This window comes from Clostridium muellerianum (assembly GCF_012926525.1).
In the GTDB taxonomy this organism is placed as follows: domain Bacteria; phylum Bacillota; class Clostridia; order Clostridiales; family Clostridiaceae; genus Clostridium_AM; species Clostridium_AM muellerianum.
Genome location: NZ_JABBNI010000025.1, coordinates 46,937 through 73,763, shown reverse-complemented (window position 1 = coordinate 73,763; position 26,827 = coordinate 46,937). Strand labels below are relative to the sequence as shown.

At 30.0% G+C, this 26,827-nt stretch carries 19 protein-coding genes; 17 read left to right on the top strand and 2 right to left on the bottom strand.

Annotated elements, in window-relative coordinates; genetic code table 11:
- The first annotated feature begins 180 nt into the window (after positions 1 to 180).
- The 5 genes from HBE96_RS13390 (at position 181) to adhE (HBE96_RS13370) (ending at position 9,177) form a co-directional block, all read left to right on the top strand.
- Positions 181 to 837, top strand: a complete 657-nt coding sequence (locus tag HBE96_RS13390; protein ID WP_169298241.1) for a phosphoribosylanthranilate isomerase — start codon at positions 181 to 183, stop codon at positions 835 to 837.
- A gap of 43 nt (positions 838 to 880) precedes the next feature.
- Positions 881 to 2,056, top strand: coding sequence for a tryptophan synthase subunit beta (gene trpB / locus HBE96_RS13385; protein ID WP_169298240.1), 1,176 nt, complete (start codon positions 881 to 883; stop codon positions 2,054 to 2,056).
- The gene (trpA, locus tag HBE96_RS13380; protein WP_169298239.1) at positions 2,056 to 2,841 is read left to right on the top strand and encodes a tryptophan synthase subunit alpha; all 786 of its coding nucleotides are present in this window, start codon (positions 2,056 to 2,058) and stop codon (positions 2,839 to 2,841) included. The genes trpB and trpA overlap by 1 nt, the downstream gene beginning before the upstream one ends.
- 765 nt (positions 2,842 to 3,606) lie before the next feature.
- Positions 3,607 to 6,228, top strand: coding sequence for a bifunctional acetaldehyde-CoA/alcohol dehydrogenase (gene adhE, locus HBE96_RS13375; RefSeq protein WP_169298238.1), 2,622 nt, complete (start codon positions 3,607 to 3,609; stop codon positions 6,226 to 6,228).
- A 369-nt stretch (positions 6,229 to 6,597) separates the two neighbouring features.
- A complete protein-coding gene (gene adhE / locus HBE96_RS13370) occupies positions 6,598 to 9,177 on the top strand; it encodes a bifunctional acetaldehyde-CoA/alcohol dehydrogenase (RefSeq protein ID WP_169298237.1) in 2,580 nt (859 codons plus the stop codon).
- Positions 9,178 to 10,144: 967 nt separating this feature from the next.
- Here the strand turns inward: adhE (HBE96_RS13370) and HBE96_RS13365 are convergent.
- Entirely contained in the window at positions 10,145 to 11,191 is a 1,047-nt protein-coding gene (locus HBE96_RS13365; RefSeq protein ID WP_169298236.1) for an FAD:protein FMN transferase, read from the bottom strand.
- Between the two features lie 313 nt (positions 11,192 to 11,504).
- On the opposite strand from HBE96_RS13365, the gene HBE96_RS13360 reads away from it, so the two are divergent.
- The 10 genes from HBE96_RS13360 (at position 11,505) to HBE96_RS13315 (ending at position 24,058) form a co-directional block, all read left to right on the top strand.
- The gene (locus HBE96_RS13360) at positions 11,505 to 12,212 is read left to right on the top strand and encodes a response regulator (protein WP_169298235.1); all 708 of its coding nucleotides are present in this window, start codon (positions 11,505 to 11,507) and stop codon (positions 12,210 to 12,212) included.
- A gap of 26 nt (positions 12,213 to 12,238) precedes the next feature.
- Positions 12,239 to 15,298, top strand: coding sequence for an insulinase family protein (locus HBE96_RS13355; RefSeq protein WP_169298234.1), 3,060 nt, complete (start codon positions 12,239 to 12,241; stop codon positions 15,296 to 15,298).
- Between the two features lie 136 nt (positions 15,299 to 15,434).
- Entirely contained in the window at positions 15,435 to 16,463 is a 1,029-nt protein-coding gene (locus tag HBE96_RS13350) for a DUF1835 domain-containing protein (RefSeq protein ID WP_169298233.1), read from the top strand.
- A gap of 615 nt (positions 16,464 to 17,078) precedes the next feature.
- Complete coding sequence (locus HBE96_RS13345) at positions 17,079 to 18,107, top strand: DUF1835 domain-containing protein (protein ID WP_169298232.1); 1,029 nt, start codon at positions 17,079 to 17,081, stop codon at positions 18,105 to 18,107.
- Positions 18,108 to 18,180: 73 nt separating this feature from the next.
- Positions 18,181 to 19,629 carry a sensor histidine kinase gene (locus HBE96_RS13340; protein ID WP_169298231.1) on the top strand — a complete coding sequence of 483 codons (1,449 nt, stop codon included), beginning with the start codon at positions 18,181 to 18,183 and terminating at the stop codon, positions 19,627 to 19,629.
- A 199-nt stretch (positions 19,630 to 19,828) separates the two neighbouring features.
- A complete protein-coding gene (locus HBE96_RS13335; protein WP_169298230.1) occupies positions 19,829 to 20,938 on the top strand; it encodes a LolA family protein in 1,110 nt (369 codons plus the stop codon).
- 970 nt (positions 20,939 to 21,908) lie between these two features.
- Positions 21,909 to 22,358 carry an ASCH domain-containing protein gene (locus tag HBE96_RS13330; RefSeq protein ID WP_169298229.1) on the top strand — a complete coding sequence of 150 codons (450 nt, stop codon included), beginning with the start codon at positions 21,909 to 21,911 and terminating at the stop codon, positions 22,356 to 22,358.
- Between the two features lie 55 nt (positions 22,359 to 22,413).
- On the top strand, positions 22,414 to 22,935 hold the full coding sequence (locus HBE96_RS13325) for a GNAT family N-acetyltransferase (RefSeq protein WP_169298228.1): 522 nt from the start codon (positions 22,414 to 22,416) through the stop codon (positions 22,933 to 22,935).
- Positions 22,936 to 23,190: 255 nt separating this feature from the next.
- A complete protein-coding gene (locus HBE96_RS13320) occupies positions 23,191 to 23,331 on the top strand; it encodes a WYL domain-containing protein (protein ID WP_243186932.1) in 141 nt (46 codons plus the stop codon).
- Positions 23,332 to 23,431: 100 nt separating this feature from the next.
- Positions 23,432 to 24,058, top strand: coding sequence for a type 1 glutamine amidotransferase family protein (locus tag HBE96_RS13315; RefSeq protein ID WP_169298227.1), 627 nt, complete (start codon positions 23,432 to 23,434; stop codon positions 24,056 to 24,058).
- Positions 24,059 to 24,217: 159 nt separating this feature from the next.
- Here HBE96_RS13315 and HBE96_RS13310 read toward each other — a convergent pair whose 3' ends face one another.
- Positions 24,218 to 24,631: a hypothetical protein gene (locus HBE96_RS13310; RefSeq protein ID WP_169298178.1), complete on the bottom strand. Its 414-nt coding sequence runs from the start codon at positions 24,629 to 24,631 to the stop codon at positions 24,218 to 24,220.
- Positions 24,632 to 25,143: 512 nt separating this feature from the next.
- Here HBE96_RS13310 and HBE96_RS13300 point away from each other — a divergent pair.
- Complete coding sequence (locus HBE96_RS13300) at positions 25,144 to 25,824, top strand: ABC transporter ATP-binding protein (RefSeq protein ID WP_169298226.1); 681 nt, start codon at positions 25,144 to 25,146, stop codon at positions 25,822 to 25,824.
- A 4-nt stretch (positions 25,825 to 25,828) separates the two neighbouring features.
- Positions 25,829 to 26,491 (top strand): hypothetical protein, encoded by a 663-nt coding sequence (locus HBE96_RS13295; RefSeq protein ID WP_169298225.1) that lies wholly within the window; start codon positions 25,829 to 25,831, stop codon positions 26,489 to 26,491.
- The last annotated feature ends 336 nt before the right edge of the window (positions 26,492 to 26,827 follow it).

Here is a 26,827-nt window from a genome sequence, read left to right as displayed (position 1 = left end):
TAGAAAAAACGATCTTTAAAAATCAATAAATTTTACTTATTGGGAATTAGTTTTCTGACATAAGGAAGAAAGCTTACCTTCACTGTCCTCTGTCCTATGTCAATTGTCCTCTCAAAAAAAGGTTGCGTCACAACATTTTTAAGATATGGCAAATCGTTACATTTAGGAAAGGAGTATAGTATGACTTTAGTGAAAGTGTGTGGTATAAGACGGATTGAAGATGTAGAATTTTTAAATAAATTAAGGCCTGAATATGCAGGGTTTGTATTCTGTAAAAGTAAGAGACAAATTAATTTAGAAACTGGAAAGCAGCTTATAAAAAAGCTAGATGCAGGTATAAAAAGAGTTGGAGTTTTTCAAGATAATTCTTTGAAGGAAGTAAGAAACATAGCAGAAACTTTAAGATTAGATGTAATACAGCTTCATGGAAGAGAAGCTGAAAATTATATAAAACAATTACGCCAATTTAATATATGGAAAAGTATAAGCATTGATGTATCAGATTCTTTAGAGGAGGTTAATGATAAGGTTAAATTTTATGAAGAAAAGATAAATAAAATATGTGAATGTGGCATTGAAGCTGTACTTATAGACAGTAGTGTAAAGGGAGCTTCTGGTGGTACGGGAATAAGTTTTAATTGGAATGTGCTTAATAATTTAAATGTAAGTGGGAAAATAGTTTTAGCAGGAGGTTTGAATTTTTACAATATTACCCAGGCTATAAAAATTGTAAAACCTTATGCAGTAGATGTATCAAGTGGTGTAGAAGAAGATGGTATAAAAAGCTTTGAAAAAATGAAACAGTTCATAGAAAAAGTTAGAATGCAAAATTTGTAGTAAAAAATTTAATATTAATATAAATGAAAGTGAGGAATTTTTAATGAATGGAAGATTTGGAAAATTTGGAGGACAATATGTACCAGAAACTATAATGAATGCTCTTATAGAATTAGAAAGGGAATTTAATAAGGCTGTAGAAGATGACAAGTTTATAGATGAATATAAATATTATCTTAAAGATTATGTGGGAAGGGAGAATCCATTGTATTTTGCAGAGAATTTAACTAGGGAATTAGGAGGGGCTAAAATATATCTTAAAAGAGAAGATTTAAATCATACAGGAGCACATAAAATAAATAATGCTTTAGGACAAGTTTTACTTGCTAAAAGAATGGGTAAAAAAAGAATTATAGCTGAAACAGGTGCTGGTCAGCATGGGGTAGCTACAGCTACAGCAGCAGCAATGTTTGGTATGCAGTGCGAAATATTTATGGGAAAAGAGGATATTGAAAGACAATCTCTTAATGTGTTCAAAATGAAGATATTAGGATCTAAAGTGACCTCCGTAACCACAGGTACTGGTACTCTTAAAGATGCAGTAAATGAGGCTATGAGAAATTGGGTATCAAATATAGAAGATACTTTTTATGTAATAGGATCTGTAATGGGACCACATCCATATCCAACTATGGTTAGAGATTTTCAAAGAGTAATTGGAGATGAAGCTAGAAAGCAAATACTAGAAAAAGAAGGTAGGTTGCCTGATTATGTAGTGGCTTGTGTTGGTGGCGGAAGTAATTCTATGGGGATTTTTTATCCTTTCGTATGCGATACTTATGTAAATTTAGTAGGAGTGGAAGCTGCTGGTAAAGGTTTGGATACAGAGGAGCATGCAGCTACCATATCAAAAGGTTCTGTAGGAGTAATTCATGGTATGATGACCTATGTGTTACAGGATGAGGATGGACAAATACTTCCGGCTTACTCAATATCTGCGGGACTTGATTATCCTGGAATAGGACCAGAACATGCTTATTATAATGATACTAAAAGAGCAAGTTATGAAGCAGTGACAGATAAGGAAGCATTAGAAGCATTTACTTATTTAGCACATATTGAAGGAATAATACCAGCTCTTGAAAGTTCACATGCATTAGCTTATGTTATGAAACTGGCACCTAAGCTTAATAAAGATAATATAGTTATTGTTAATTTATCAGGAAGAGGAGACAAGGATATAAATACGATAGCTAATATAATGGGGGTAGAATTATAATGAATAGAATAGATTTTAAATTTACCAAGTTAAAAGAAAAAGAAGAAAAAGCATTAATACCGTTTATAACAGCTGGAGATCCTAATTTAGATACTACAATAGACATTGTACTTGCTATGGAAGAGGCAGGAGCAGATATAATAGAACTTGGAATACCTTATTCAGATCCATTAGCTGATGGAGTTACAATACAGGCATCTTCAAATAGAGCACTCAAAAATGGAGCTAAAATAGTAAAAATAATGGACACAGTAAAAAGAATAAGAGAAAAAACACAGATTCCTTTAGTATACCTTGTTTATTATAATTCTATATTTAAATATGGCATGGAAAAATTTATAAAGGAATCTAGTGATAGTGGTATAGATGGCATTATAATACCTGATCTTCCTATAGAAGAAAGAAAAGATATTATAGGCATAGGAGAAAAATATGATATAAATATTATTCCACTTGTAGCACCTACATCCAAAGACAGAATAAAAAATATTGTAAAGGATGCAAGGGGATTTGTATACTGTGTTTCTGTGAATGGAGTTACAGGTACAAGAAATGATATAAGTACTAATGTGGAAGAGTATATGAGTGTAATTTCAGAGTATACAAATCTTCCTAAGGCATTAGGCTTTGGCATATCGTCACCAGAAATGGCAGCAGGATTTAAATCATATTGTGAAGGAATAATTGTAGGAAGCGGAATAATTAAAAAAATAGAGAATGGGAAAAGTAAAGAAGATATAATAAGTAATGTGAGAAAATTTATTAGAGAATTAAAAATGGCTTAGGCATATGAAAGAAAATAGCAAGTCAAAGATGTTAGTATATTTTGCGATGGACAAGGAAACAGGTTCCGCTGATAGTTGTTCTATCAAAGGGTTCTGTTGACGCAGTATGACGCAAAATATACTAACATACTGACTTGTTATTTTTTGAATATGCCTTAGTGTGTTATCAAAAGTTTAAAATTAAAATGAGCTGCAGTTGAAATCAATTGCAACTCTATTTTTTGTACAGAGCCCTTAAATAGATTAAGCTTTTGCGGAACCTGCCTCCTTGTCTTACAAAAAATATCCGTCGCATATTGGACTTGTTATTTTCTTTCAGATGCCTAAGATGTCTATTGATAAGTAAAATGGAACAAATGTATATTAAGATTAAGGGATTCTTAGGTTTGGAGCGAGTGTATTGTAGAAAAGAAAAAACAATTGAAATAAGATAGTTAATATAATAACGATATATCATATTGAGACAACGTTTACATAAAAACACATAGTTTTTGTTAATTAATTAACAATATAACAGCGAGAATATTTTTTTAAATCAGTCATATACAAGCAAAAGCAAAGAATTAGTATTTTAAAATATAAAATCAAACAAAAAATAAACAAAAATATGATTGACAATTAACAAACAATCATGCATAATTATAGCATAGCAACAAACAATTAAATAAATTGTAAAGTTGTAAATAAAAAAAGAACAATTTTTTTTTTACATAAGATAGTTTCTCTTAATGTAAGTATTAAAAAGTTAAGAAAGAGGTGTCATTAATGAAAGTTACAAACGTTGAAGAATTAATGAAAAGATTAGAAGAAGTAAAATCTGCTCAAAAGAAATTTGCTACATACACTCAAGAACAGGTTGATGAAATTTTCAGACAAGCAGCTATGGCAGCAAACAATGCTAGAATAAAACTTGCTAAAATGGCAGTAGAAGAAAGTGGAATGGGAATTGTAGAAGACAAAGTTATTAAAAATCACTTTGCTTCAGAATATATATATAACAAATATAAAGATGAAAAAACTTGTGGAGTTTTAGAAAGAGATAATGCCTTTGGTATAACTAAAATTGCAGAACCTATAGGCGTTATAGCAGCAGTTGTGCCAACAACTAATCCAACGTCTACAGCAATATTCAAAGCTTTAATAGCTTTAAAAACTAGAAATGGTATAATTTTCTCACCTCACCCAAGAGCAAAAAATTCAACTATTGCAGCAGCTAAAATAATACTTGATGCAGCAGTTAAAGCAGGTGCTCCAGAAGGAATTATAGCATGGATAGATGAACCTTCAATTGAACTTTCACAGGTAGTAATGAGTGAAGTAAATTTAACGCTTGCTACTGGTGGACCAGGAATGGTTAAAGCTGCTTACTCATCAGGAAAACCAGCTATAGGAGTTGGTGCAGGTAATACGCCAGCTATAATTGATGAAACTGCTCATATTAAGATGGCAGTAAATTCAATACTTCTTTCCAAAACTTTTGATAATGGAGTAATTTGTGCTTCAGAACAATCAGTAATATCTTTAGATTCAGTATATGAAGAAGTGAAAAAAGAATTTGAAGATAGAGGAGCTTATATACTTAAAAATGATGAAATAGATAAGGTTAGAAAAGTAATTTTGATTAATGGAAATTTAAATGCTAAAATTGTTGGACAAAGTGCTTACAAAATAGCAGAAATGGCAGGAGTCAAAGTTCCAAAAACAGCCAAAGTACTTATAGGAGAAGTTGAATCCGTAGAACTTGAAGAACCATTTTCACATGAAAAGTTGTCTCCAGTTTTAGGTATGTATAGGGCAAAGAGTTTTGAGGAAGCCTTAGTTAAAGCTGAAAGATTAGTTGAATTAGGTGGATTTGGTCATACATCTTCATTATACATAAATACAATGACAGAAAAAGAAAAAGTAGAAAAATTCAGCAGCACTATGAAAACTGGTAGAACAATAATAAATATGCCTTCAGCACAAGGTGGAATTGGAGATTTATACAACTTTAAATTAGCTCCTTCATTAACATTAGGTTGTGGTTCATGGGGAGGAAACTCTGTATCAGAAAATGTTGGGCCTAAACATCTATTAAACATAAAGAGCGTTGCTGAGAGGAGAGAAAATATGCTTTGGTTTAGAGTTCCTGAAAAAGTTTATTTTAAATATGGTAGTCTTGGAGTTGCTTTAAAAGAATTAAAAGATATGAATAAGAAGAAAGCATTTATAGTAACAGATAAAGTGCTTTATGAATTAGGTTATGTAGATAAAGTTACAAAGGTTCTTGAAGAAGTGGGAGTTGATTTTAAAGTATTTACTGATGTAGAACCAGATCCAACTCTTGGAGCAGCTAAAAAAGGTGCTAAAGAAATAGCAGGATATAATCCAGATACTATTATAGCAGTTGGTGGTGGTTCAGCTATGGACGCTGCTAAGATTATGTGGGTAATGTATGAACATCCAGAAGTAAGATTTGAAGATTTAGCTATGAGATTTATGGATATAAGAAAGAGAGTATATACTTTCCCTAAAATGGGTGAAAAAGCAATGATGATTTCTGTTGCAACTTCAGCAGGAACAGGATCAGAAGTTACTCCATTTGCAGTAATCACTGATGAAAAAACAGGTGCTAAATATCCACTAGCCGATTATGAATTAACACCAGATATGGCTATAGTTGATGCTGAACTTATGATGGGTATGCCAAGAGGATTAACAGCGGCATCAGGTATAGATGCATTAACTCATGCTATTGAATCTTATGTATCAGTACTTGCTTCAGAGTTTACTAATGGATTAGCACTAGAGTCAATGAGATTAATATTTAAATATTTACCACAAGCTTATGAAGAAGGTACAACTAATGTGAAGGCAAGAGAAAAAATGGCTCATGCTTCAACAATGGCTGGTATGGCGTTTGCTAATGCATTCTTAGGAGTATGTCACTCAATGGCACATAAATTAGGAGCTCAACATCACATACCACATGGAGTTGCTAATGCTTTACTTATAAATGAAGTTATAAAATTCAATGCAGTAGATGATCCAAGAAAGCAAGCTGCATTCCCTCAATATAAATATCCTAATGCTAAATGGAGATATGCTAAAATAGCTGATTATTTAGACTTGGGTGGAAATACAGAAGATGAAAAAATATCATTATTAATAAAGGCTATAGATGAATTAAAAGCAAAAGTAAATATTCCAAAGACTATTAAAGAAACAGGAATAACAGAAGAAAAATTTTATGCTACTTTAGATGAAATGTCAGAACAAGCTTTTGATGATCAATGTACAGGGGCAAACCCAAGATATCCGTTGATAAGCGAAATAAAACAAATGTATATAAATGTTTTTGATATATTAAAACCTGCTGCAGAAAAGAAAGAAAAGAATAAAAAATAATAAATAGGTAATATAAAAAATGGTGTTTCAAAGAAGTTTTGAAGCACCATTTTTATTATTTTTTTGGTGAATAATAAAAATTAAGGAGAGAAACAATAAATATGTATTAATTAGCTATTCTCTATTTTTGTTCATAGGAATATTAATTGAACTTATCTAGAAAAGTAGTCCATTTTTCTAAAACATTGAAAAAATATACTATTAAAATATGTAGTTAAGGGATAAAGGAATGTTTATTATTTATAAAGTTTCATGTTTTATAAAAGGTCCGCACTAGATAATAAAAATTAAAGTAAAGAATTTGATATTTAGCAAAAAGAAAAATTTTGTTTATATTATCATAAAAAAATTGTGAAAGAGGTGTTATTAATGAAGGTGACCAATGTTGAAGAGTTAACGAAAAGAATGCAAGAAGTGAAAAATGCTCAAAAGAAGTTTGGAAGCTATACCCAGGAACAGGTAGATGAAATTTTTAGGCAAGCAGCTCTGGCGGCTAACAATGCTAGAATAGATTTAGCTAAAATTGCAGTGGAAGAAACTAAAATGGGAATTGTAGAGGATAAGGTTATAAAAAATCATTTTGTTGCAGAATACATATATAATAAATATAAAAATGAAAAAACCTGTGGGATTTTGGAAGAAGATGAAGGCTTTGGCATGGTTAAAATTGCAGAACCTGTAGGGGTTATTGCAGCAGTAATTCCAACAACTAATCCAACATCTACAGCAATATTTAAAGCATTATTAGCTTTAAAAACAAGAAATGGTATAATTTTTTCACCACATCCAAGAGCAAAAAAGTGCACTATAGCTGCAGCTAAAATAGTCCTTGATGCTGCAGTTAAAGCAGGTGCTCCTAAAGGAATTATAGGTTGGATAGATGAACCTTCCATTGAACTCTCACAGGTAGTAATGGAGGAAGCAGACTTGATTCTTGCAACAGGTGGTCCGGGTATGGTTAAGGCGGCTTATTCTTCAGGCAAACCTGCTATAGGAGTTGGCCCTGGTAACACACCTGCTTTAATTGATGAAAGTGCTAGTATTAAAATGGCGGTAAATTCAATACTTCTTTCCAAAACTTTTGATAATGGTATGATTTGTGCTTCAGAGCAGTCAGTAGTAGTTGTAGATTCAATATATGAAGAAGTTAAGAGAGAATTTGCTAATAGAGGAGCTTATATTTTAAATAAAGATGAAACAGCTAAGGTTGGAAAAATACTTTTAGTTAATGGTACATTAAACGCCGGTATTGTCGGTCAGAGTGCTTACAAAATAGCAGAAATGGCAGGAGTTAAAGTACCAGAAGATGCTAAAGTACTTATAGGAGAAGTAAAATCAGTGGAGCATTCAGAAGAACCATTTTCACATGAAAAGTTATCTCCAGTTTTAGCTATGTATAAGGCAAAGAATTTTGATGAAGCTCTTTTAAAAGCTGGAAGATTAGTTGAATTAGGTGGAATTGGCCATACATCTGTATTGTATGCAAATGCAGTAACTGAAAAGTTAAAAGTAGAAAAATTTAGAGAAACTATGAAGACTGGTAGAACATTAATAAACATGCCTTCAGCACAGGGTGCTATAGGAGACATATATAATTTTAAACTAGCTCCTTCATTAACATTAGGCTGTGGTTCATGGGGTGGAAACTCTGTATCAGAGAATGTTGGGCCTAAACACTTATTAAATATAAAAAGTGTTGCTGAGAGGAGAGAAAATATGCTTTGGTTTAGAGTTCCTGAAAAGGTTTATTTCAAATACGGTAGTCTTGGAGTTGCACTAAAAGAATTGGATATTATGAATAAGAAAAGAGTGTTTATAGTAACAGATAAAGTTCTTTATCAATTAGGTTATATAGATAGGGTTACAAAGATTCTTGAAGAATTGAAAATTTCATATAAAATATTTACAGATGTAGAACCAGATCCAACTCTAGCTACAGCTAAAAAAGGTGCAGAAGAATTGTTATCATATAATCCAGATACTATTATAGCAGTTGGTGGTGGTTCAGCAATGGATGCTGCTAAAATTATGTGGGTAATGTATGAACATCCGGAAGTGAGATTTGAAGATTTAGCTATGAGATTTATGGATATAAGAAAGAGAGTTTATACTTTCCCTAAGATGGGTGAAAAGGCAATGATGATTTCTGTTGCAACATCAGCAGGAACAGGCTCAGAAGTAACACCTTTTGCAGTAATTACTGATGAAAAAACAGGGGCTAAATATCCATTAGCTGATTATGAATTAACTCCAAATATGGCTATAATTGATGCTGAACTTATGATGGGCATGCCAAAAGGATTGACAGCGGCTTCAGGAATAGATGCACTAACTCATGGCATAGAAGCTTATGTATCAGTAATGGCTTCAGAATATACAAATGGATTGGCATTAGAAGCAATAAGATTGATATTTAAATATTTACCAATAGCTTACAGTGAAGGAACAACAAATATAAAGGCAAGAGAAAAAATGGCTCATGCTTCAACAATAGCTGGCATGGCATTTGCCAATGCATTTTTAGGAGTATGCCATTCAATGGCACATAAATTAGGAGCAGCCCATCACGTTCCACACGGGATTGCTAACGCACTAATTATAAATGAAGTTATAAAATTTAATGCAGTAGATAATCCTAAAAAACAAGCTGCGTTTCCACAATATAAGTATCCAAATATAAAAAAGAGATATGCTAGAATAGCAGATTACCTTAACTTAGGCGGAGAAACAGATGATGAAAAAGTAGAATTATTAATAAATGCTATAGATGAATTAAAAGCTAAGATAAATATTCCAGAAAGTATTAAAGAAGCAGGAATAACGGAAGAAAAATTTTATGATACTTTAGATAAAATGTCAGAACTAGCTTTTGATGATCAATGTACAGGTGCGAATCCTAGATATCCATTAATAAGTGAAATAAAACAAATGTATATAAATGCATTTTAAATAAAAAGAAGCTAATATATTACTCAACTTTCGTAGTTTAAAAATAATGCGACTCAAAGTGCAGTGAAAGTTTTGATTTTAACTTTTACTACGGGATATAGAATAAGCGTTTACTCACTGCTAAATGTTTTCAATTAGTCTAAAGCTCAAAGTTAATGAAAACCTAAGAACTTTGCCAAACTCGGTTCCCTCAAACAGGGCTAAAGTTCTAAGGCTTTCCTTAACTTCTCGCTAAGACTAATAAGAAAACAATTTAGCTAATGTGAGTAAACGCTTATTCTATATCCCTACATAAAAGTTAAAATCAAAACTAGTAACTTCAGTTGTACATATTAATATTGATAATTTTATAATTTAGCTCTTAAAAACTCAGGCGAAAGCCTTCAAAATAAACACATAAATTAAAAGTATTTCTCTTGGTATAATAGAATTGCTAGGATTGAAAAGAATCAAATAAAGCACTATATAACAAATAGATTCAAAACTGAAAATGAATCTATTACTTCAGGGTGCGCCTTAGGTTGTGACTAGAATAACTAACTTAAAATATATAGATAAAAAATACTTATTATGAAAGCTACGCTTTTAAGATAATAGTACTAATAGTATTTATATAGACTGAAGTAAGAAGAAACGTTAAGCTGTATGAAGACTGATATATGTTGTGCAGGAACATTCGAGCGAATTTTAGAAATTGTTAAGCAGAGAGCCAAAATCTATGATTTTGTGCGAATCGCTTACTCCTCTGACAAAAGGAAGAGGAGTTTCATTACTCTAAAAATACCGTAATTTTTGCCAGGACGGCAAAAGCTCTGAAAGCGACAGGACGTCGCATTTGAAGAGGCAGGTATTTTTCAATATCTCAAGCAATTAGAACTTCTTAATGAAGTGAGTGTTCCTGCACAACATATATCAGCGGAATACAGCTTAACGTTTCTTCGGTTACTTGCGTTACATTATGCTTATATTATTTTACATATTTAAAATCTTTATTTATATCTTGAATTTTATCTTTTAACCCTGAGGTAGTATATATATTGTAATCAGATGTAGTAATTTCGCAGTCTACCTTCGGTAAGTTTTCTACAAATTGTATACCTTTTTCTCGTCCTAATATAAAAACAGTTGTTGACAGGAGATCACATATCATAGAGTTATCATTAAGAGTGCCATCAGCTACTATTGTATCACTAATGGTTCCATTATCTGTTGGATAACCTGTAAATGGATTAATTATGTGATGATATCTTTTGCCGTTTTTTATAAAATATCTTTCGTAATCTCCTGATGTAGATAAAGCCTTATCGGATATCTTAATGATTCCGAGATAAGCGCTATTACTGGTGTTTCTAGGGTGCTGAATTGCAACAGACCAGGGTGAGTTGCTTTCATTTTTTCCAACAGCATATATACTGCTATTTCCTAAATTAATAAGACCATTTTTTATATTATATTTTTTATAAATTTTTAACACTTCATCACAAGTAAAGCCTTTAGCAATACCTCCCAGGTCTATAGACATACCTGGTTTCTGAAGCATAACGCTGCTATCAGCTTCATTAATACTAATTTTATCATATCCTACTAAAGGTAATTTAGCTTTTATTTCAGAATCAGAAGGGATTTTCTCGTTTTCAGTGCCAATACCCCATAGCTTTATTAGAGGACCAGTAGTTATGTCCCAAGCACCATTACTTAATTTTGAATATTTAATTGATGTTTTTATCATTTTCATTATTTCAGGATGAACCTTTATGTATTCTTTTCCAGCGGCATTATTGATTTTACTAACGTCACTGGTACTAATATTTGGACTTGCCATTTTATCTAATTCATCTATTTTTTTGAAAGATTCTTCAACTGCAACTTTAGCATTAGGACCATAAGCTTTTAAATCCATAAATGTATCCATTTTAATGCCATTTTGTTCATACAAAGTATTACTTTTAGAACATGAAGTTAAAGGAAGTGTAATGAAAATGCATATGAATAACAAACAGCTAATTTTTTTCATATTATAAAACCTCCTATGTTAAAAATAAATTCAATGAAAATTATTTATATACGCCCCTCAATTATAGAAAAACTATGCAATTAAGTCAATGAATTTGCTTAACCAAGATAACTTAATAAGAAGTGAATATTGTAAATTGAGTAGTTGGAAAATTAATGCTATAATTTCATTTAAAGTAATCATTCATATTAAATTAAGATGGATATGTTAAAGCTATTTTTAAATGCAAGCATTTTAATTATAAAAAAATTATTAAGTTTAATAAAAACTAAAGTAATACTTATATAATTAATGTGTATAGGGGGAAACAATAGTGAAAGAGAAGTTGCTAATAGTTGAAGATGATGAAGCAATTGCAAATATTTTAAAAGAACATCTTGAAAAAGAAGGTTATGAAGTCAATTGGTCATCAACAGGTAAAGAGGGATTAGAAGATTTTAAAAAGTATGAATTTGAATTAGTAATGGTAGATATAATGCTGCCAGAGATGGATGGGTTTACCCTTTGCAAAAATATAAGATGGATTAATGAAGACGTGACTATAATAATAATAAGTGCAAAGCAAACTGATATGGACAAAGTGAAAGGACTAAAACTTGGTGCAGATGATTACATTACAAAGCCTTTTAGCTTAACTGAGGTTTCTGCAAGGGTTGAAGCACATTTAAGAAGGTACAGAAAGACAGATAGACAATCCATATCAAATGGAATGTTAAAATTTAAAAAAGGTCTTTGTATATTACCAGAAGAAAAAAAGGTTACTTTAGAGGAAAGGGAAATTCAAATGACATCAAAGGAATTTGAATTGTTACAACTTATGGCTCAAAACCCTAATAAGGTATTTTCAAAGGAAGAATTATATCATCATATATGGCAAAGTATGGATTTAGAAGGAAATAACACGGTAACGGTACATATTAAGGAGTTAAGAGAAAAACTAGGGGATAGTAGTAAAAATCCAACTTTTATTCAAACTGTATGGGGGACAGGCTATAAATTTATAGGAGAAAAAATATATTAAAAATATAAATAAGGGGGATAAATATAATGAAAGTATTTCTAAAAAGATCTAGCATTTTTATTTTAGCATTTTTTATGTTATTTTCTTCCTGTAATATGGCATTTGTAGGACAAACTGTTTATGCAGCAAATGCAGATATTACAAGCAGTGAAGTAGGTAAAAACTATTATGGATTCCAACTTACTTCAGTTAAGGAAGAGCCAAAGAGTAAATCTACTGTTATGATGTTTACTCATGTAAAAACAGGTGCAAAGCTTATGTATATTAAAAATGATGATACACAAAGAGTTTTTGATATTACATTCCGTACACCTGTTACAGACAATACTGGAGTGAATCATATTATTGAACATTCAGTTCTTGAAGGTTCTAAAAATTATGCAGTAAAATCTCCATTTAAAGAAATTCTTAAAGGATCACTTGGTTCATTTATCAATGCTATGACTAGCACTGATTACACTACATTTCCTGTAGCAAGTACCAATGAACAGGACCTTAAAAATCTTATGGGAGTATATTTAGATGCAGTATTTTATCCAAAACTAACTACTGATCCAAATATATTTAAACAAGAAGGTTGGAGATATGAGCTTCCATCAAAGGATTCAGCTCTTTCAGTGAATGGAGTTGTGTATAATGAAATGAAAGGTAATTATTCCAATCCTAATAAAATTTTGAATAGTGCAATAAGTCAATCACTTTTCCCTGATACATCTTCTAAGTGGGATTCAGGTGGAAATCCAGATGATATTCCTAATCTTACAAGGGAACAATTAATTTCAACTTATAAGAAAAATTATACACCTTCAAATAGTTATATATATTTATATGGTAAATTGGATATAGAAGAATACCTTAAATTTATTGATAGCAACTATTTAAGTAAATTTGATAAAGTTAATGTAGACACTTCCATTAAAGTTCAAAAACCTTTATCCAATATTCCTGTAAAAGTAGTATCTTATCCTGTACCTAAAGATGGAGATACAAAAAAGAAAACTTATCTTTCATTAAATTTTGTCACAGGTAATATAGATGATAAAGAAACAAATGTGGCACTTAGCTTTTTAGATTATTTGCTTATGGGAACAGATAATGCTCCACTAAAAAAAGCACTTACTGACGCTGGTATTGCAGAAAATGTAAGTTGTTCTTTTAGTATGGAAGGTGCTCAACCTATATTTTCAATTAAGGCTATTAATTCTGATGAAGCTTCAAAAGAAGTTTTTCAAAAGACAATTTTTAATACTTTAGATAGCATTTCAAAAAATGGATTTGACAAAGATTTTCTTAAATCTGCTATGGCATCCTATGACATAGGCAATCGTTCTGAAAAACTTGCAGCCCCTATGCTTGGTGGAAATGGATTCATTTTATCACAGACTGCATTAGCTACATGGATATATGATAAGGATCCTACAATGTATTTTGAAACAGATAGTGTTATGAAAAAAATTAAGGAAATAGATCAAAATAAATATTTCCAAAATTTAATTAACAAATGTTTGCTTTCAAATAAATATCATTCATTAGTTGTATTAAAACCTGAGGCAGGGCTTGAAAGTAAAAATGATGAAAACACAGCTAAAAAGCTTGCAAGCTATAAGAGTCAAATTGGTGAAACAGGAGTTAATTCACTTTTAAAAGGTACTGAAGATTTTAATGCATGGCAGAAAACTGAAGATTCCAAAGAAGCACTTGAAACTTTACCAAAGCTTTCTCTTAAAGATGTTAAACCTGAAATTCCAAATTTAAGTTATGAAGTTCAAAATCAGTCAGGTATGAAGGTGCTTAAACATAATGCAGATTTAAATGGACTTTCAATTATAAATTTTTACTTTGATACATCAAGGGTTCCTCAAGATAAATTACAATATTTAAGTTTACTTTGTTCATTACTTGGAAATGTAGATACTAAGGAACACAATTATAAAGGACTTTCAAATGAAATGATGCAATATACAGGAGGAAGTATAACTTTTGTTCCTTCATCAGTAGCAAACAGTAAAAGTCCTGATAGTTACAGTCCTAAAGTTACAACATCTATTTTAGTGCCACAGGACAGTATTCCAAAATCCTTCGATATGATTAGCGAAATCATAAATAGCAGCAAGTTTGATGATAAGCAAAGAATAAAACAAATTATTGAGCAGAACAAATCAGCTTTACAGATGCTTTTAACATCGGGTTCAGGTGCTGCTGCAATTATGAGAATGAATGCATATATGAATGAAAGTGGAAGATATAATGAAGCAATTACAGGACTTTCATACTATAAATTTTTACAGGATTTAGATAACAACTTTGATGCAAAATGGGATAGTATTTCTAAGAACCTTAAGGATACATGTAATCTTGCGTTTAATAGAAATGATCTTGTAGTAAGCTATAGTGGAAGTGAAAATGATGCTAAAGTATTTAGTAAGGAAATAGATCGTATAAGCCCTAAAATTAATTCACAAGTATTTCCACATCAAAAGTATACTTTTGTTCAGCCCGATAAAAATGTTGCATTTTCTTCTACTGCAAAGGTGCAAACAGTAATACAGGGAGGAGATTTAAAAAAGGCAGGATATACTTACGATGGAAAAATGATGGTACTTCAAAATGTACTTAATATGGGATATTTGTGGAATAAGGTGAGAACAACTGGAGGTGCTTATGGAGTTCAAAGTGCATTTTCACCTGATGGCAGGGTTATGCTTGCTTCAAGGAGAGATCCAAATCTTAAAGAAACTTTAGATGCTTTTAAGGGTACAGTGGATTATCTTAAAAACTTTAAAGCAACGGATAGTGAAATGAACAATTACATTATAGGTGCTGTTAAAGAATATGTTAACTTAAAAAGCAATGGACCTCTTATGGAAAGTTCACTTTGTGATTCAATGTATCTTACTAATTCTTCTGTAAATGATTTGCTTGAATATGAAAAACAGGCTCTTTCAACTACACCAGAGGATATAAGAAACTATGGAGATATGCTTGATAAGATTTTAAAACAAAATATGTATTTTGTAGAAGGTTCTAAAGAAGCTATTGAACAGAATAAGTCATTGTTTAATGAAGTTATAGATACTGGAAAGTAAAGGTGGTTATTAAAGGAGGAATTTTGTTCCTCCTTTAATATATTTGCGGAGTTTTAAGGTAATCTTAAGATTCTAATAAGTTTAAATAAATGATATTACTATAAAATTAAAATAGATAGCTGATAGGAGGATAAATGTGAATAATATAATAGACATATGTTTTACAGAAGGCGCAGGAGGAAGATTTAGAATTGCTAGTAAGATGAATGAACTGGATAGTAAGCCAAAGGTTATAGTTCTTTTTGATGATCTTTCACATGGACCTATAAAAGATGGGATAGATATTGAAGAGAGAATTAATTGGTGGAAAGTTGCAAGTGGAGATGAATATTTTACTGAGTATGGTGCAGATGAGTTAAAAGAAAATTATAATACATTTCACAATGAAATTTCAAAAATAGATAAAAGCGATGTTTTATACTTATGGTATGGTTCCAGTCAGGAGTTTTGTGGAATGTTATATACCTTAGAACTTTTAAAGAATAAGGATTTAAATGTATATTTAATAAATGTAACAGATACAGTTGTTAAACATAAAGGAAATATATATTTAGCTAGAGATACTGGATACATCGTACCACAATATATAGAAAAATATGCAAGTCTAAAGCAAAAACTGACTTCAGATAAATATAGGGAGCTTCTTGATACCTGGGAATTATTAAAAAATCATAATTCAATGTTACGTGTTTTTAAAAATGAAAAAATAAGAATTGTAGATGAAAATTATTTTGATATGGATATACTGAAATACGTTCCAAAAGAATTTAAAAATTCAGCTAAAATTGTGAGGTCCGTAGTAGACAACAATGATGTGGAAATTTCCTTTGATTATATAATTTGGAGAATAAAAGAATTAGTTAAGCTAGGAAAAATTGATTACGCATACAATAAAACTTATCATGGTACATTTGAGAGCCTTAAAATGAATATAAAAATAACAGAAGAGGGATTAAAGGATCTAAGAACTGATGAGAAGGCTATGAGTATTTGGAGAAATAGTAAAAAAGATTTAAATTCAGAAGAGTATATGATAAATGAATACATAGAAGAAGGTAGGCTGGAAGAGAAAGTAAATATAGCCAAAAGATTAAAAGACGTATTAGATGCAGAAACCATAGCAGAAAAAACAGGCTTAACTTTGGGGCAAGTTAAGAATTTATAAAGCACATTGCGACACAACTTTTTAGGTGGAGTCCGCATTGAATATATGGTGTATAAAAGCTGACCATTTATTAAGGATCTCTAATGCCTAAAATTCAAAAAATCTCTACCCACTCAAATGTCCCGTCCTGGGACTTTCGCGGCTTGAATCGTCCTGATTCAAATTACGAGATTTTTTAAATTTTAGACATAAGAGCTCCTAAATTCACTCAAAAGCTTTTATACACCATATATTCAAAGCTCCCTCCACCTAAAAAGTTGTGTAGTAACTATCGTAATTCTAATATTTAAAATTGCTTATAATGCATTATGATCAATCTCTTTCGAGAGGTTTCTACAAAATAGAAAATAACTGATTTTAAACTAAATATATTAATATATCTGCAGGTTTTGCCTTTAATTTTTAAGAGTTATAAGGTATTGATAAATATAATTTTGAATTACTAAAATAACTTATGATAATTTAATTATATGCGTACGCTTGAAGTGAAAATCCAAACTTCCACTGCACTCTTGCGTCACAATATTTTTAAACTGGAAAAGTTGAGTTATAATATAGAAGCTAGTGTGTTTTAATAAATGATATTAAAAAATTAAAAGCCATAGGGAGATAATAATGAATAAGGTAATTAACATATGTTTTTCAGAAAGTGCAGGAGGAAGTTTTAAGCATGCTATTAGTACTAAAATACTTCAAGATAATCAAGAGGTAATAGTTTTTCTTGATGATCTTTCACAGGGATCTATAAAGGGTGGAGTAAATATTGATCAAAGGATTAATTGGTATAATACTTTTACAACAGAAAATCAATTAAAGCCAGCTGCTGAATATGATATAGATGATTTAAAAGAAAATTATAGTGCATTTCATGGTGAAATTTCTAAAGTACATCATAGTGATATTTTATATTTATGGTATAGCTCTAGTAGAGAGTTCTGTGGAATGTTATATGTTTTAGAGCTTTTAAAGAATAGAAATTTAGATATATATTTAATAAATGTAAAAGATACGGTTATTAAACGTAAAGAAATTGAATTTAAGGCTAGGTCTACTGGAGAAATTATACCGGAAAATATAGAAAAATATGCAGCAGCTAAAAGAAAGCTGAATTTAAATGAACATAGAGAGCTTCTTGATAAATGGGAATTACTAAAAAAAGATAATTCTATATTACGTGTTATTAAAGATGGAAAGTTAGAAAGTGTAGATGAAAATTATTTTGATATAGATATACTAAAATATACGCCAAAAGAATTTAGAAATCCTATAAGAACAATAGGAGAGGTATTAGGCAAAAGTGAAGAAAGAGTTTCAGATGAATACATATTTTGGAGAATAAAGGAATTAATTAAAACAGGAAAAATAGAACACAATGGTAAATTTGGAGTTATAGGAATGGAAATAAAAATAAGTGATGAAGGACACAAATATTTAAGTACTGACAAAGATGCTATGGAGATTTGGGAAGAGGATAGAAAAGAATCAGAAGAGGAAGAAGAGATTAGAAAAAAGTATAGACATCAAGGTATAATGGAAGAAAAAATTGATATAGCAAAAAAATTAAAAGATGTTTTAGATGATAAAACTATAGCAGAAAAAACTGGTTTAAGTATAGAACAAGTTAAAGGTTTGGAGGAAAGTTAATTAAAAATAAATGTAAAGAATTTAATAAATAAGTTGAGACTATTAGATTAAATAGTTTAGGGGAGAAATGTACATGAAACTTAAAAGGTGGCTTATATTATCTCATTTAACAGTTATGTTGACACCAGTAATTTCAGGTTTATTATTATATATAATTATAGATAATTATAATAAAAATACTCAAGTTTCAGATTATATGTCTGCTATGAACAAATTTAAAACATATCAGCAGCAATTGGACAATCCTAATATATATACTGGATACCCTTTAAAAGATAAAAAAATTATATCTAGCAAAGACAGCAATTCTATAAAAATAGAATTATATAATGCGGTAGGTCAGGAAATATATTCTTCAGATGATAATATAGCTGGTTTTATTTCAAGGGAGTTTGTATTTTCAGACTTATATAAAATACAAACAGGAGCTAGAGCATATACACTGAAGATGCCTGTATTCAATAAGGACACCGCACTGATAGGATTTTATAAGATAGCTATAGCAAGAGAAGATTTTGTTCAAGGTATAAATTATAGAACTGTTATTACAGTTTTATTTTTTATAATTATAGTTTTATGTATTTTTATATCAGTATGGCTTCTTTTAAACAAGAAACTTAATAGACCAATTAAACTTTTAGTAGAAGGAATGAATAAGTTTGCTTTAGGAGATAAAGACATAGTAGATTACAAATACAGTGACGAGATAGGCGAACTTATAAACCATTTTAATGATATGAAAAAGGATATTGAAGAGAAAAGAGAGATTATTGAGAAGCAGCAAAAATCTAAGGAATATATGATATCTGCCATATCCCATGATTTAAAAACACCATTAACTGCCATAAGAGCTTATGCTGAAGCTATGATTAATGGTGAAAGTTTAGATATAAAAGACAATAAAAATAAAGCTTTAGTTATACTGAATAAAAGTGATTATATGAAAAATATGATAGATGATTTAATGATGTACAATCTTCTTACTACAGAATATAAAATGAATTTTGTAGAACTTGAAGGTTCAGAGTTCTTCGAAATGCTATTTTCAGGATATGATGAATCCTGTACACAAAAGAAAATAAAACTTACTATAGACATAAATGTTCAAGATAAATACAAAGTAGACGTAAGGCAGATGACAAGGGTAGTAGATAATTTGATGGCAAATGCTTTAAGGTATACTCCTGTAGAAGGACGTATATGTATGGGTGCACTTTCACTAGATAATGAAATGCCAGGTTGGTTGAAAATAGGCACAGAAAATAAAACAATTTCCTGGAAAAAAGATGGTTTGCTTATTGTAGTTAAAAATCAGGGTGATGGTATTATAGATAAAGAAAAAGAAAAGGTATTTATGCCATTTTATCAAAGTGATGATTCTAGGAATAAAAAGTTGTGGAATGGTGTAGGATTAGGTCTTAGCATTGTTAAATTAGTAATCGAAAAGCATTATGGTGAAGTTAAAGTATTTTCAGAAGGAAACAGTACAATGTTCGCATGCTGGATACCCGTAGACAGATAAGCCTAGGCATCTAAAAAAATAATAAGTCTGCCTGCTAGTCTATTTTGTGTCGTGTGGCGTTGGAAGAACCCTTAATTGAAATTCATAATTTTAATATTATAAAGAAATTATTAAGTTTAATAAAAATATAAAAAGTATTTATATAATGTATACATAAGGTTAAAAAATTTAGTAAGAGATTAAAAGGAGATGTTTTATTGTGAAGAAGAGAATATTAGCAATATTTACGGCAGCTTTAATAACAGTAAGTTTATTTCAAGGTTGCAGCAGTTTAAAGAAGGATACAATAATACCAGGTGAGGTTATAAATAAGGCTATGAATGCTTATGAAAAACCTAAATCTTATTACAGTGAAGCAAAGATGGAAGTATATGAAAATAGTAAATTAAATGAAACAGCTACAATAAAGGAATGGGCAGATAATTCATCAAATAAGTTACGAAGACGTTATGAATCAAATTCTAATATTAGTGGAAAAACTATATCTACTAATGATGGTAATAAAGTACTGGTATATATGGAGAAAAGCAAAACGGCTATGTCTATGAAGATAGATAGTAATTCGTTAGAGAATAATAATGATTACAAATCTATGCTTATGAAACAACTTAGCATTATATCAAAAACACATGATTTGACTTATAAAGGAGAAGAAAATACTAATGGATTTAAAACCTATCATTTATATGCTAAACCAAAACAGAAAAATAGTATTTTAGGTGATGTGAATTATTGGATAGATGAGGATAGTTGGTTTGTTGTAAAAAATACATCGGAAAGCTCTAATATGAAAACAGCTATGGAATATACAAAAATAAAATTTTCACCTAAATTAGATAGCAGTGTATTTACTCAAAATATTCCTTCTGATGTTAAAGTAGAAGATATAGATAGTAGTACGCCTAAAGAAAACAAAATTGATATGAAGCAAGCAGAAAAAATAGCAGGAAAACCTATTTTAACATTAAAAGAAACATCTGGGTACAAGCTAAAAAGTGTAACTTATATGGATGCACCAGGAGTAAAGCATAAGGAAATAAATCAAACTTATGAAAAAAATGGAGCAGATCAATTAATTCTTACAACTATAGTTCCATATGATAATAAGGCTGTTGAAAATGATGATACAAAAATTGATGGTGAAAAAGATATTACTGTAAGAGGAAAAAAAGGAATGTCTATGGAAGAACCTATAAAAACTATATCATGGAGTGAAGATGGATTTAATTATAATTTGTTAATTCAAGATCCTACATTAAATGTAGATAATGGTAAAAAACTAGTAGAAAGCTTACAGTATTATAAGTAATAATGTGACGTAAGTAACCGAAGAAACGTTAAGCTGTATTCCGGCTGATATATATTGTGCAGGAACACTCGCTTCATTTAAGAAGTTCTAATGCCTGAGATATTAAAAAATGTCTACCTCCTCAAATGTGACGTCCTGTCACTTTCGGAGCTTTTGCCGTCCTGGCAAAAATTACGACATTTTTAGAGTAATGAAACTCCTCTTCCTTTTGTCAGAGGAGTAAGCGATTCGCACAAAATCATAGATTTTGGCTCTCTGCTTAACAATTTCTAAAATTTGCTCGAATGTTCCAGCACAACATATATCAGTCTACATACGTACTATTATTCATATTATCTTAAAAGCGTAGCTTTCATAATAATTATTTTTATCTATATGTTTTAAGTTAGTTATTCTAATCACAACTTAAGGCGCAGCCTGTAAGCACTAGGTTTATTTTTAGTTTTAAATCTATGTGTTATATAGTGCCTTATTTGACTCTTTCCAATCCTAGCAATTTTATTATACCAAAGGGAATATTTTTTGCTTTATATGTCTATCCCGAAGGCTTCCGCCTGAATTTTTAAGAGCTAAATTGTAAAATTATCAATATTAATATGTATAACTGAAGTTGCTAGTTTGGATTTTGACTCACTGCTTAACGGCTCCTAAATTCACTCAGAAGCTTTTATACATCATATATTCAAAGCTACCTCCACCTAAAAAGTTGTGTAGTAACTATTGTGATTCTAATATAAAAAATTGCTTATAATACATTATGATACAGATAAATAGATAATAAAGGCTAAGAACCTTATGGTTCAAAGCAATGTAACCCATTCATGTATCAAAATAAAAGACTTAAAAAATAGAGAGCTAATGTATGTATAGTATATGCTATATTTTGTAAGTTATGTTATAATGAGTATTATTAAAAACTATAGTTTAATAAACAATAGTAAATTATCATATATATAATGGGGGAAAAGGTATGACGGAAAAAGAAATGTGGAACATATATACAAAGAATAACTATGTAAAAAATAAGACCTATGATGCTTGGTGCTTTGGTGGAAATGCTTCAAAGGCAAATAAACTTGCAAAACTTGTAGTAAATGGTATGAAAACAGCAACGACATCTGCTTATCAATTATATGAAATTGATAATAGTCCGTTGCCACCAATAGGTGGTTTAAACGTTATATTAGACTCTGATAATAATGCTGTCTGCATAACTGAGACAACTAAAGTTTACACTTGTCCATTTAATCAGGTATCAGAAAGTCATGCATTTAAGGAGGGGGAAGGGGACTTATCCTTAACATATTGGAGAAAGGTGCATATAGACTTTTTTTCAAAAGAATTAAATGTATATAATCTCGATTTTGATGAAAATATGATTGTTGTTTGTGAAGAATTTAAAGTAGTTTGGAAAGAATAAATAACATTATTTTTAATTTGAATGTTATGACTACATTATATAAGGAGGTATTAAATTGAGTGAATTAATTTTAGTAAAACCATCAAAGGATTTAGAAGAAAAAATTCTGGAATATAAACAAGAGTATTTAGATTTTGAGGAAACTAATATCAATGGCAGTTGTGGACTAGCTCACTATAATAATTTTGATGAATGGCTTGAAATTGTTCTTTCAATTGAGAAAGATAAACTTCGCAATAATGTTCATGCCAGCACATTCTTTTCTGTAAGGAAATCTGATAATAGAATTGTAGGTACTATTCAACTACGTCACTTTTTAACTGATGAATTAGAAAAACATGGAGGGCAAATAGGCTATGGCATTCGTCCAACTGAGCGAAAAAAGGGTTATGGTAAGCAACAATTATTACTTGTTTTAGAAATTGCAAAAGATATGAAAATTCCAAAAGTAATGATTATCTGTGATAAAGATAATATTGCTTCAAGTCAGACTGCGATGAGTTGCGGTGGTATATTAACAGACGAAAATTTCCATGAAGGTAAAGAACAACAAATATATTGGATTAACCTCTGCTAATAAGCATAATCTACAGTAAGTTTCTTGCACAATGTTGTTTTATTAAGTATTATAGGTGGACAATCCCGCCTATAATTTTTAAGCACTATAAGGTATTGATAAATATAATTTTGAATTACTAAAATAACTTAGGCATATTCAAAAAAATAACAAGTCAGTATGTTAGTATATTTTGCGTCATACTGTGTCAACAGGACCCTTTGATAGAACAACTATCATCTGATAGAACGAACTGAATGCAGAGCTAATTTTTTAATGGATGAAAACTCAATACATACCTATGTTCCTTATATTCTACTTCCATATGGTAAATCAATAAAGGTGCTTGAACCAGATAGTTTTAAAGATGCTATGGCAGCAATTCTTAAAGATTTGATGGATCATTATCTTCACTGACCGAATTTGTCAGTGAAGATAATATATAATAGATCTAGATGGAATTTGAGACCATCCTGTAACAAATAGCAACAATGAAATGAATGTGGAGGAATAGAAAATGAAGAATATAGTATATCTTTATGTATTTGATACAATGGCAGACTGGGAAATAGGTTATTTAAGCACTGAAATCAATTCGGGAAGGTACTACAAAAAGGGATTAATGCCGCTAAAAGTAGTAACTGTAGGAATTACCAAGACCGCTATTACTACAATGGGAGGTCTGAAAGTATTGCCAGAAATTGAACTTAAGGAGTGTAGTATTGAAGATACTGCTGCTTTGATTCTACCTGGTGGGAATACATGGACAGAAGCAATTCATGCTCCCATTATACGAATGGCTGAAAAATATTTAGAGAAGGGTATTGTTGTAGGGGCAATTTGTGGTGCTACAATAGGACTTGCTATAGGGGGAGTATTGGATAAGCGAGCTCATACAAGCAATGACTTGGGGTATCTTAAAATGGTCTGTCCAAGCTATGAGGGAGAAAAGTATTATAAGCAGGAATGTGTAGTAACTGATGGAAGTTTGATTACTGCGTCTGGAATAGCTCCCCTTGAATTTGCTTTGCATATATTGAAAATTCTAGATGTATTCTTACCGCAAACCCTAGATTCCTGGTACAATCTTTATAAAACCCAAGAATCAAAATATTTCTTTAAGCTTATGAACTCAATTCAATAAAATGGCTTAAAGTGGGTAAGATAGCTACTTTTCACCACTATATTAACAGAGCCTAAAAATAGGCTCTGTTTTAAATAAGTATTGATAATGAAACATTTTTTAAGGGAACTTATTTTCATTTTATAAATATTATTACTAATTGAAAATCTATCTTGTGATTTACGCCGGTTCGTGTTTATCAATGATATACCATCCAGTTTCCGTTTTCTTAACAGTAAATGTTATTGGTATATCCCATGAACCTCCCACTGCTTTATTTTGAGAATCCTTTATGCTAACTGAATATGTCATTTTAACATAAATTATATCTTTTTTTACACTTTGTGAATCTTCCTTTAGACTAAAGTCTACTTTGAAAGGTTTTTTATATTCAGGATTATTTACTGGATAAGCATTATAAATATTAGTCCTTTTAAACACATCTTCTGACATATGCTTTGACAATTCATCAGAATATCCTTTATCAGTAAGAAATGCTTCCTTAACCGTATTATAGATGTCAATTTTTTTATTGCTGCTGCTTGTTTTGTTTGTTCCGCAAGATGTAAGTGCAAGCATGAAGGCAATTAACATAATTAAATACCTTATACACGACTTTTTAATAATAATCACATCCTTTAACTTGTTAATAAATATAATTAATATATTTGTAATTTTGTATAAATTACCCATTTGTTTAATTATACATAAAATAAATATAAAATTACAAACATTTTACATAAGTTAAACATAAATTGCTTCTCTCCCACTAGAATCCTTTAATTTTGTATCAATATGGGATGTGTGGGATTGTACCAAGAGGCTTTTGCTTTTTATAGTATCTTTTTCTGTGTTAAAGATTTTAAGCCACTTAAACTAATATGTTAAGTGGTTCTGATACAGGTAAAGGGATAATAAAGGCTAAGAACTTTATGGTTTAAAGTAATGTAACACATTCATATATCAAAATAAAAGAGTTAAAAAATAGAGAACCAATGTATGGTACAGCGGGTGTAATATTTTGTAAACTATGTTATAATAAGTGTTGCTAAAAACTATAATCTAATGAACAATAGTAAATTTATACGAATTAAAAGGAGGCAGATATGATAACTTACAAAAACATTAGTTTCCAATATTCTAAAAACAATGACGTAATAAATAATTTAAACTTACATGTAAAAGAAAGAGATATACATGGAATATTGGGACATAATGGTGCTGGTAAAACAACATTATTTAGACTAACATTAGGATTATTAAAACCTCAAAAAGGAAAAATTTTACTAGGCACTAATGACATATCCTATATGCCTACAGATAACGGATTATATGAAAAATTAACTGCATTTCAAAACATTGAATTTAGAGCAAAAATCTTTAAGGTATCTTCAGACGTGTTTAATACTGAGGCAAATTTACTTTTGAAACAATTACATATTTTTAAAAGATCTAATGAATCAGTTTTAAAATGGTCAACTGGTATGAAAAAAAGATTAGCATTGGCATGTGCATTAATAGCTAATCCTAAAATATTGATATTAGATGAACCTACAAATGGAATAGATCCTGAAAGTTTAAATATTGTAGTAAACATGTTGAAAAAAATTAATGAAAATGGAGTTACTATATTATTAAGTAGTCAAGATTTAAATTTTATTTCAAAGGCATGTAATTATATATCCATTATTCAAAATGGAAATTTAGTTTATGAAAATTCTATAAATGTTAATACAAATATAGAAAGTATATATTTAAAATATACTAATAGTAATGTGGAGGAGTGATCCAATGAGTGAAATTTTGTGTATTATGCAAAAGGAATACTGGGAAATTAAATCTATGGGTAAAAAAGAATTAATCATGATTTTTATAGTGTCATTTTTACCACTTATACTATTATTTAAATGTCCTCATAGCTTGTTACCTAAAAACACATTAGCTATTTTTTTTCCTTTAGTTGTATCATTTGCTATAAGTGGTCAACTTGGTTTTTATTCTATTTTGAAAGAAAAAAAAGAAAAAACATTAGAAGTTTTACTATGCTCTAAAGTATCTATATTTTCAATTGTATTAGGTAAAATATTATTACCAGCAATCATAGGATATGTCCTTTCTATATTCTCAATAGTATTTTTGAAATTTGGCTTACTATTTATAAACCCAGCAGATAGGGTTAAAACAAATGATTTAGTATTATTGTTTTCTATTATTATTTCATATACTGGTTGTTCTATTAGTATGTTAACTACTTTGCTTTTTCCAGATGAAAAATTGGCCCCTATTATAAGTGGAGTTTTTATGTTTATTTTAGCTATTATAATATATGAAATTAGTAAGGTTTTCGGATTCAGTATATTTATTACATTTTGTTGCTTAATTAGTATATGTATAATTTCAACTTTTACAGATGTTTGGATTTTGAAAAATAGAAAATCTTTTATTTTTAATTAGTATATTAATTTAATCGGTAAGTTAATAATTTTTCTATTTGGTGTAACAACTGGAAAAGTGAACAATTTATCTAAATACTGTATTATTGAAATTGAACTTTGCAGTGTTTTTTACGTCGTAGTTCAAAGACTATTTGTATCTATTTTAAATTTACGATATATACTCTTTCTGAAAAATTTGCGACGTAACTACTGAAAATAGAAATGCGAACGATGGTATTTGAAAATCAAATAATGCAGTGTTAAAAATACCTATGTTTTTTGTATAGCAACTAAAATATATAGAAAATGTGGTATAATTTTGATATCTACTAAATCACAGTTGTAAATTTTTGTG

Bases quoted from the DNA above. Each gene is read 5' to 3' on its own strand.
- HBE96_RS13390 (WP_169298241.1), top strand. From the start codon at position 181: ATGACTTTAGTGAAAGTGTGTGGTATAAGACGGATTGAAGATGTAGAA.
- trpB (WP_169298240.1), top strand. From the start codon at position 881: ATGAATGGAAGATTTGGAAAATTTGGAGGACAATATGTACCAGAAACT.
- trpA (WP_169298239.1), top strand. From the start codon at position 2,056: ATGAATAGAATAGATTTTAAATTTACCAAGTTAAAAGAAAAAGAAGAA.
- adhE (WP_169298238.1), top strand. From the start codon at position 3,607: ATGAAAGTTACAAACGTTGAAGAATTAATGAAAAGATTAGAAGAAGTA.
- adhE (WP_169298237.1), top strand. From the start codon at position 6,598: ATGAAGGTGACCAATGTTGAAGAGTTAACGAAAAGAATGCAAGAAGTG.
- HBE96_RS13365 (WP_169298236.1), bottom strand. From the start codon at position 11,191: ATGAAAAAAATTAGCTGTTTGTTATTCATATGCATTTTCATTACACTT.
- HBE96_RS13355 (WP_169298234.1), top strand. From the start codon at position 12,239: ATGAAAGTATTTCTAAAAAGATCTAGCATTTTTATTTTAGCATTTTTT.
- HBE96_RS13345 (WP_169298232.1), top strand. From the start codon at position 17,079: ATGAATAAGGTAATTAACATATGTTTTTCAGAAAGTGCAGGAGGAAGT.
- HBE96_RS13340 (WP_169298231.1), top strand. From the start codon at position 18,181: ATGAAACTTAAAAGGTGGCTTATATTATCTCATTTAACAGTTATGTTG.
- HBE96_RS13330 (WP_169298229.1), top strand. From the start codon at position 21,909: ATGACGGAAAAAGAAATGTGGAACATATATACAAAGAATAACTATGTA.
- HBE96_RS13320 (WP_243186932.1), top strand. From the start codon at position 23,191: ATGGATGAAAACTCAATACATACCTATGTTCCTTATATTCTACTTCCA.
- HBE96_RS13315 (WP_169298227.1), top strand. From the start codon at position 23,432: ATGAAGAATATAGTATATCTTTATGTATTTGATACAATGGCAGACTGG.
- HBE96_RS13310 (WP_169298178.1), bottom strand. From the start codon at position 24,631: ATGTTAATTGCCTTCATGCTTGCACTTACATCTTGCGGAACAAACAAA.
- HBE96_RS13300 (WP_169298226.1), top strand. From the start codon at position 25,144: ATGATAACTTACAAAAACATTAGTTTCCAATATTCTAAAAACAATGAC.
- HBE96_RS13295 (WP_169298225.1), top strand. From the start codon at position 25,829: ATGAGTGAAATTTTGTGTATTATGCAAAAGGAATACTGGGAAATTAAA.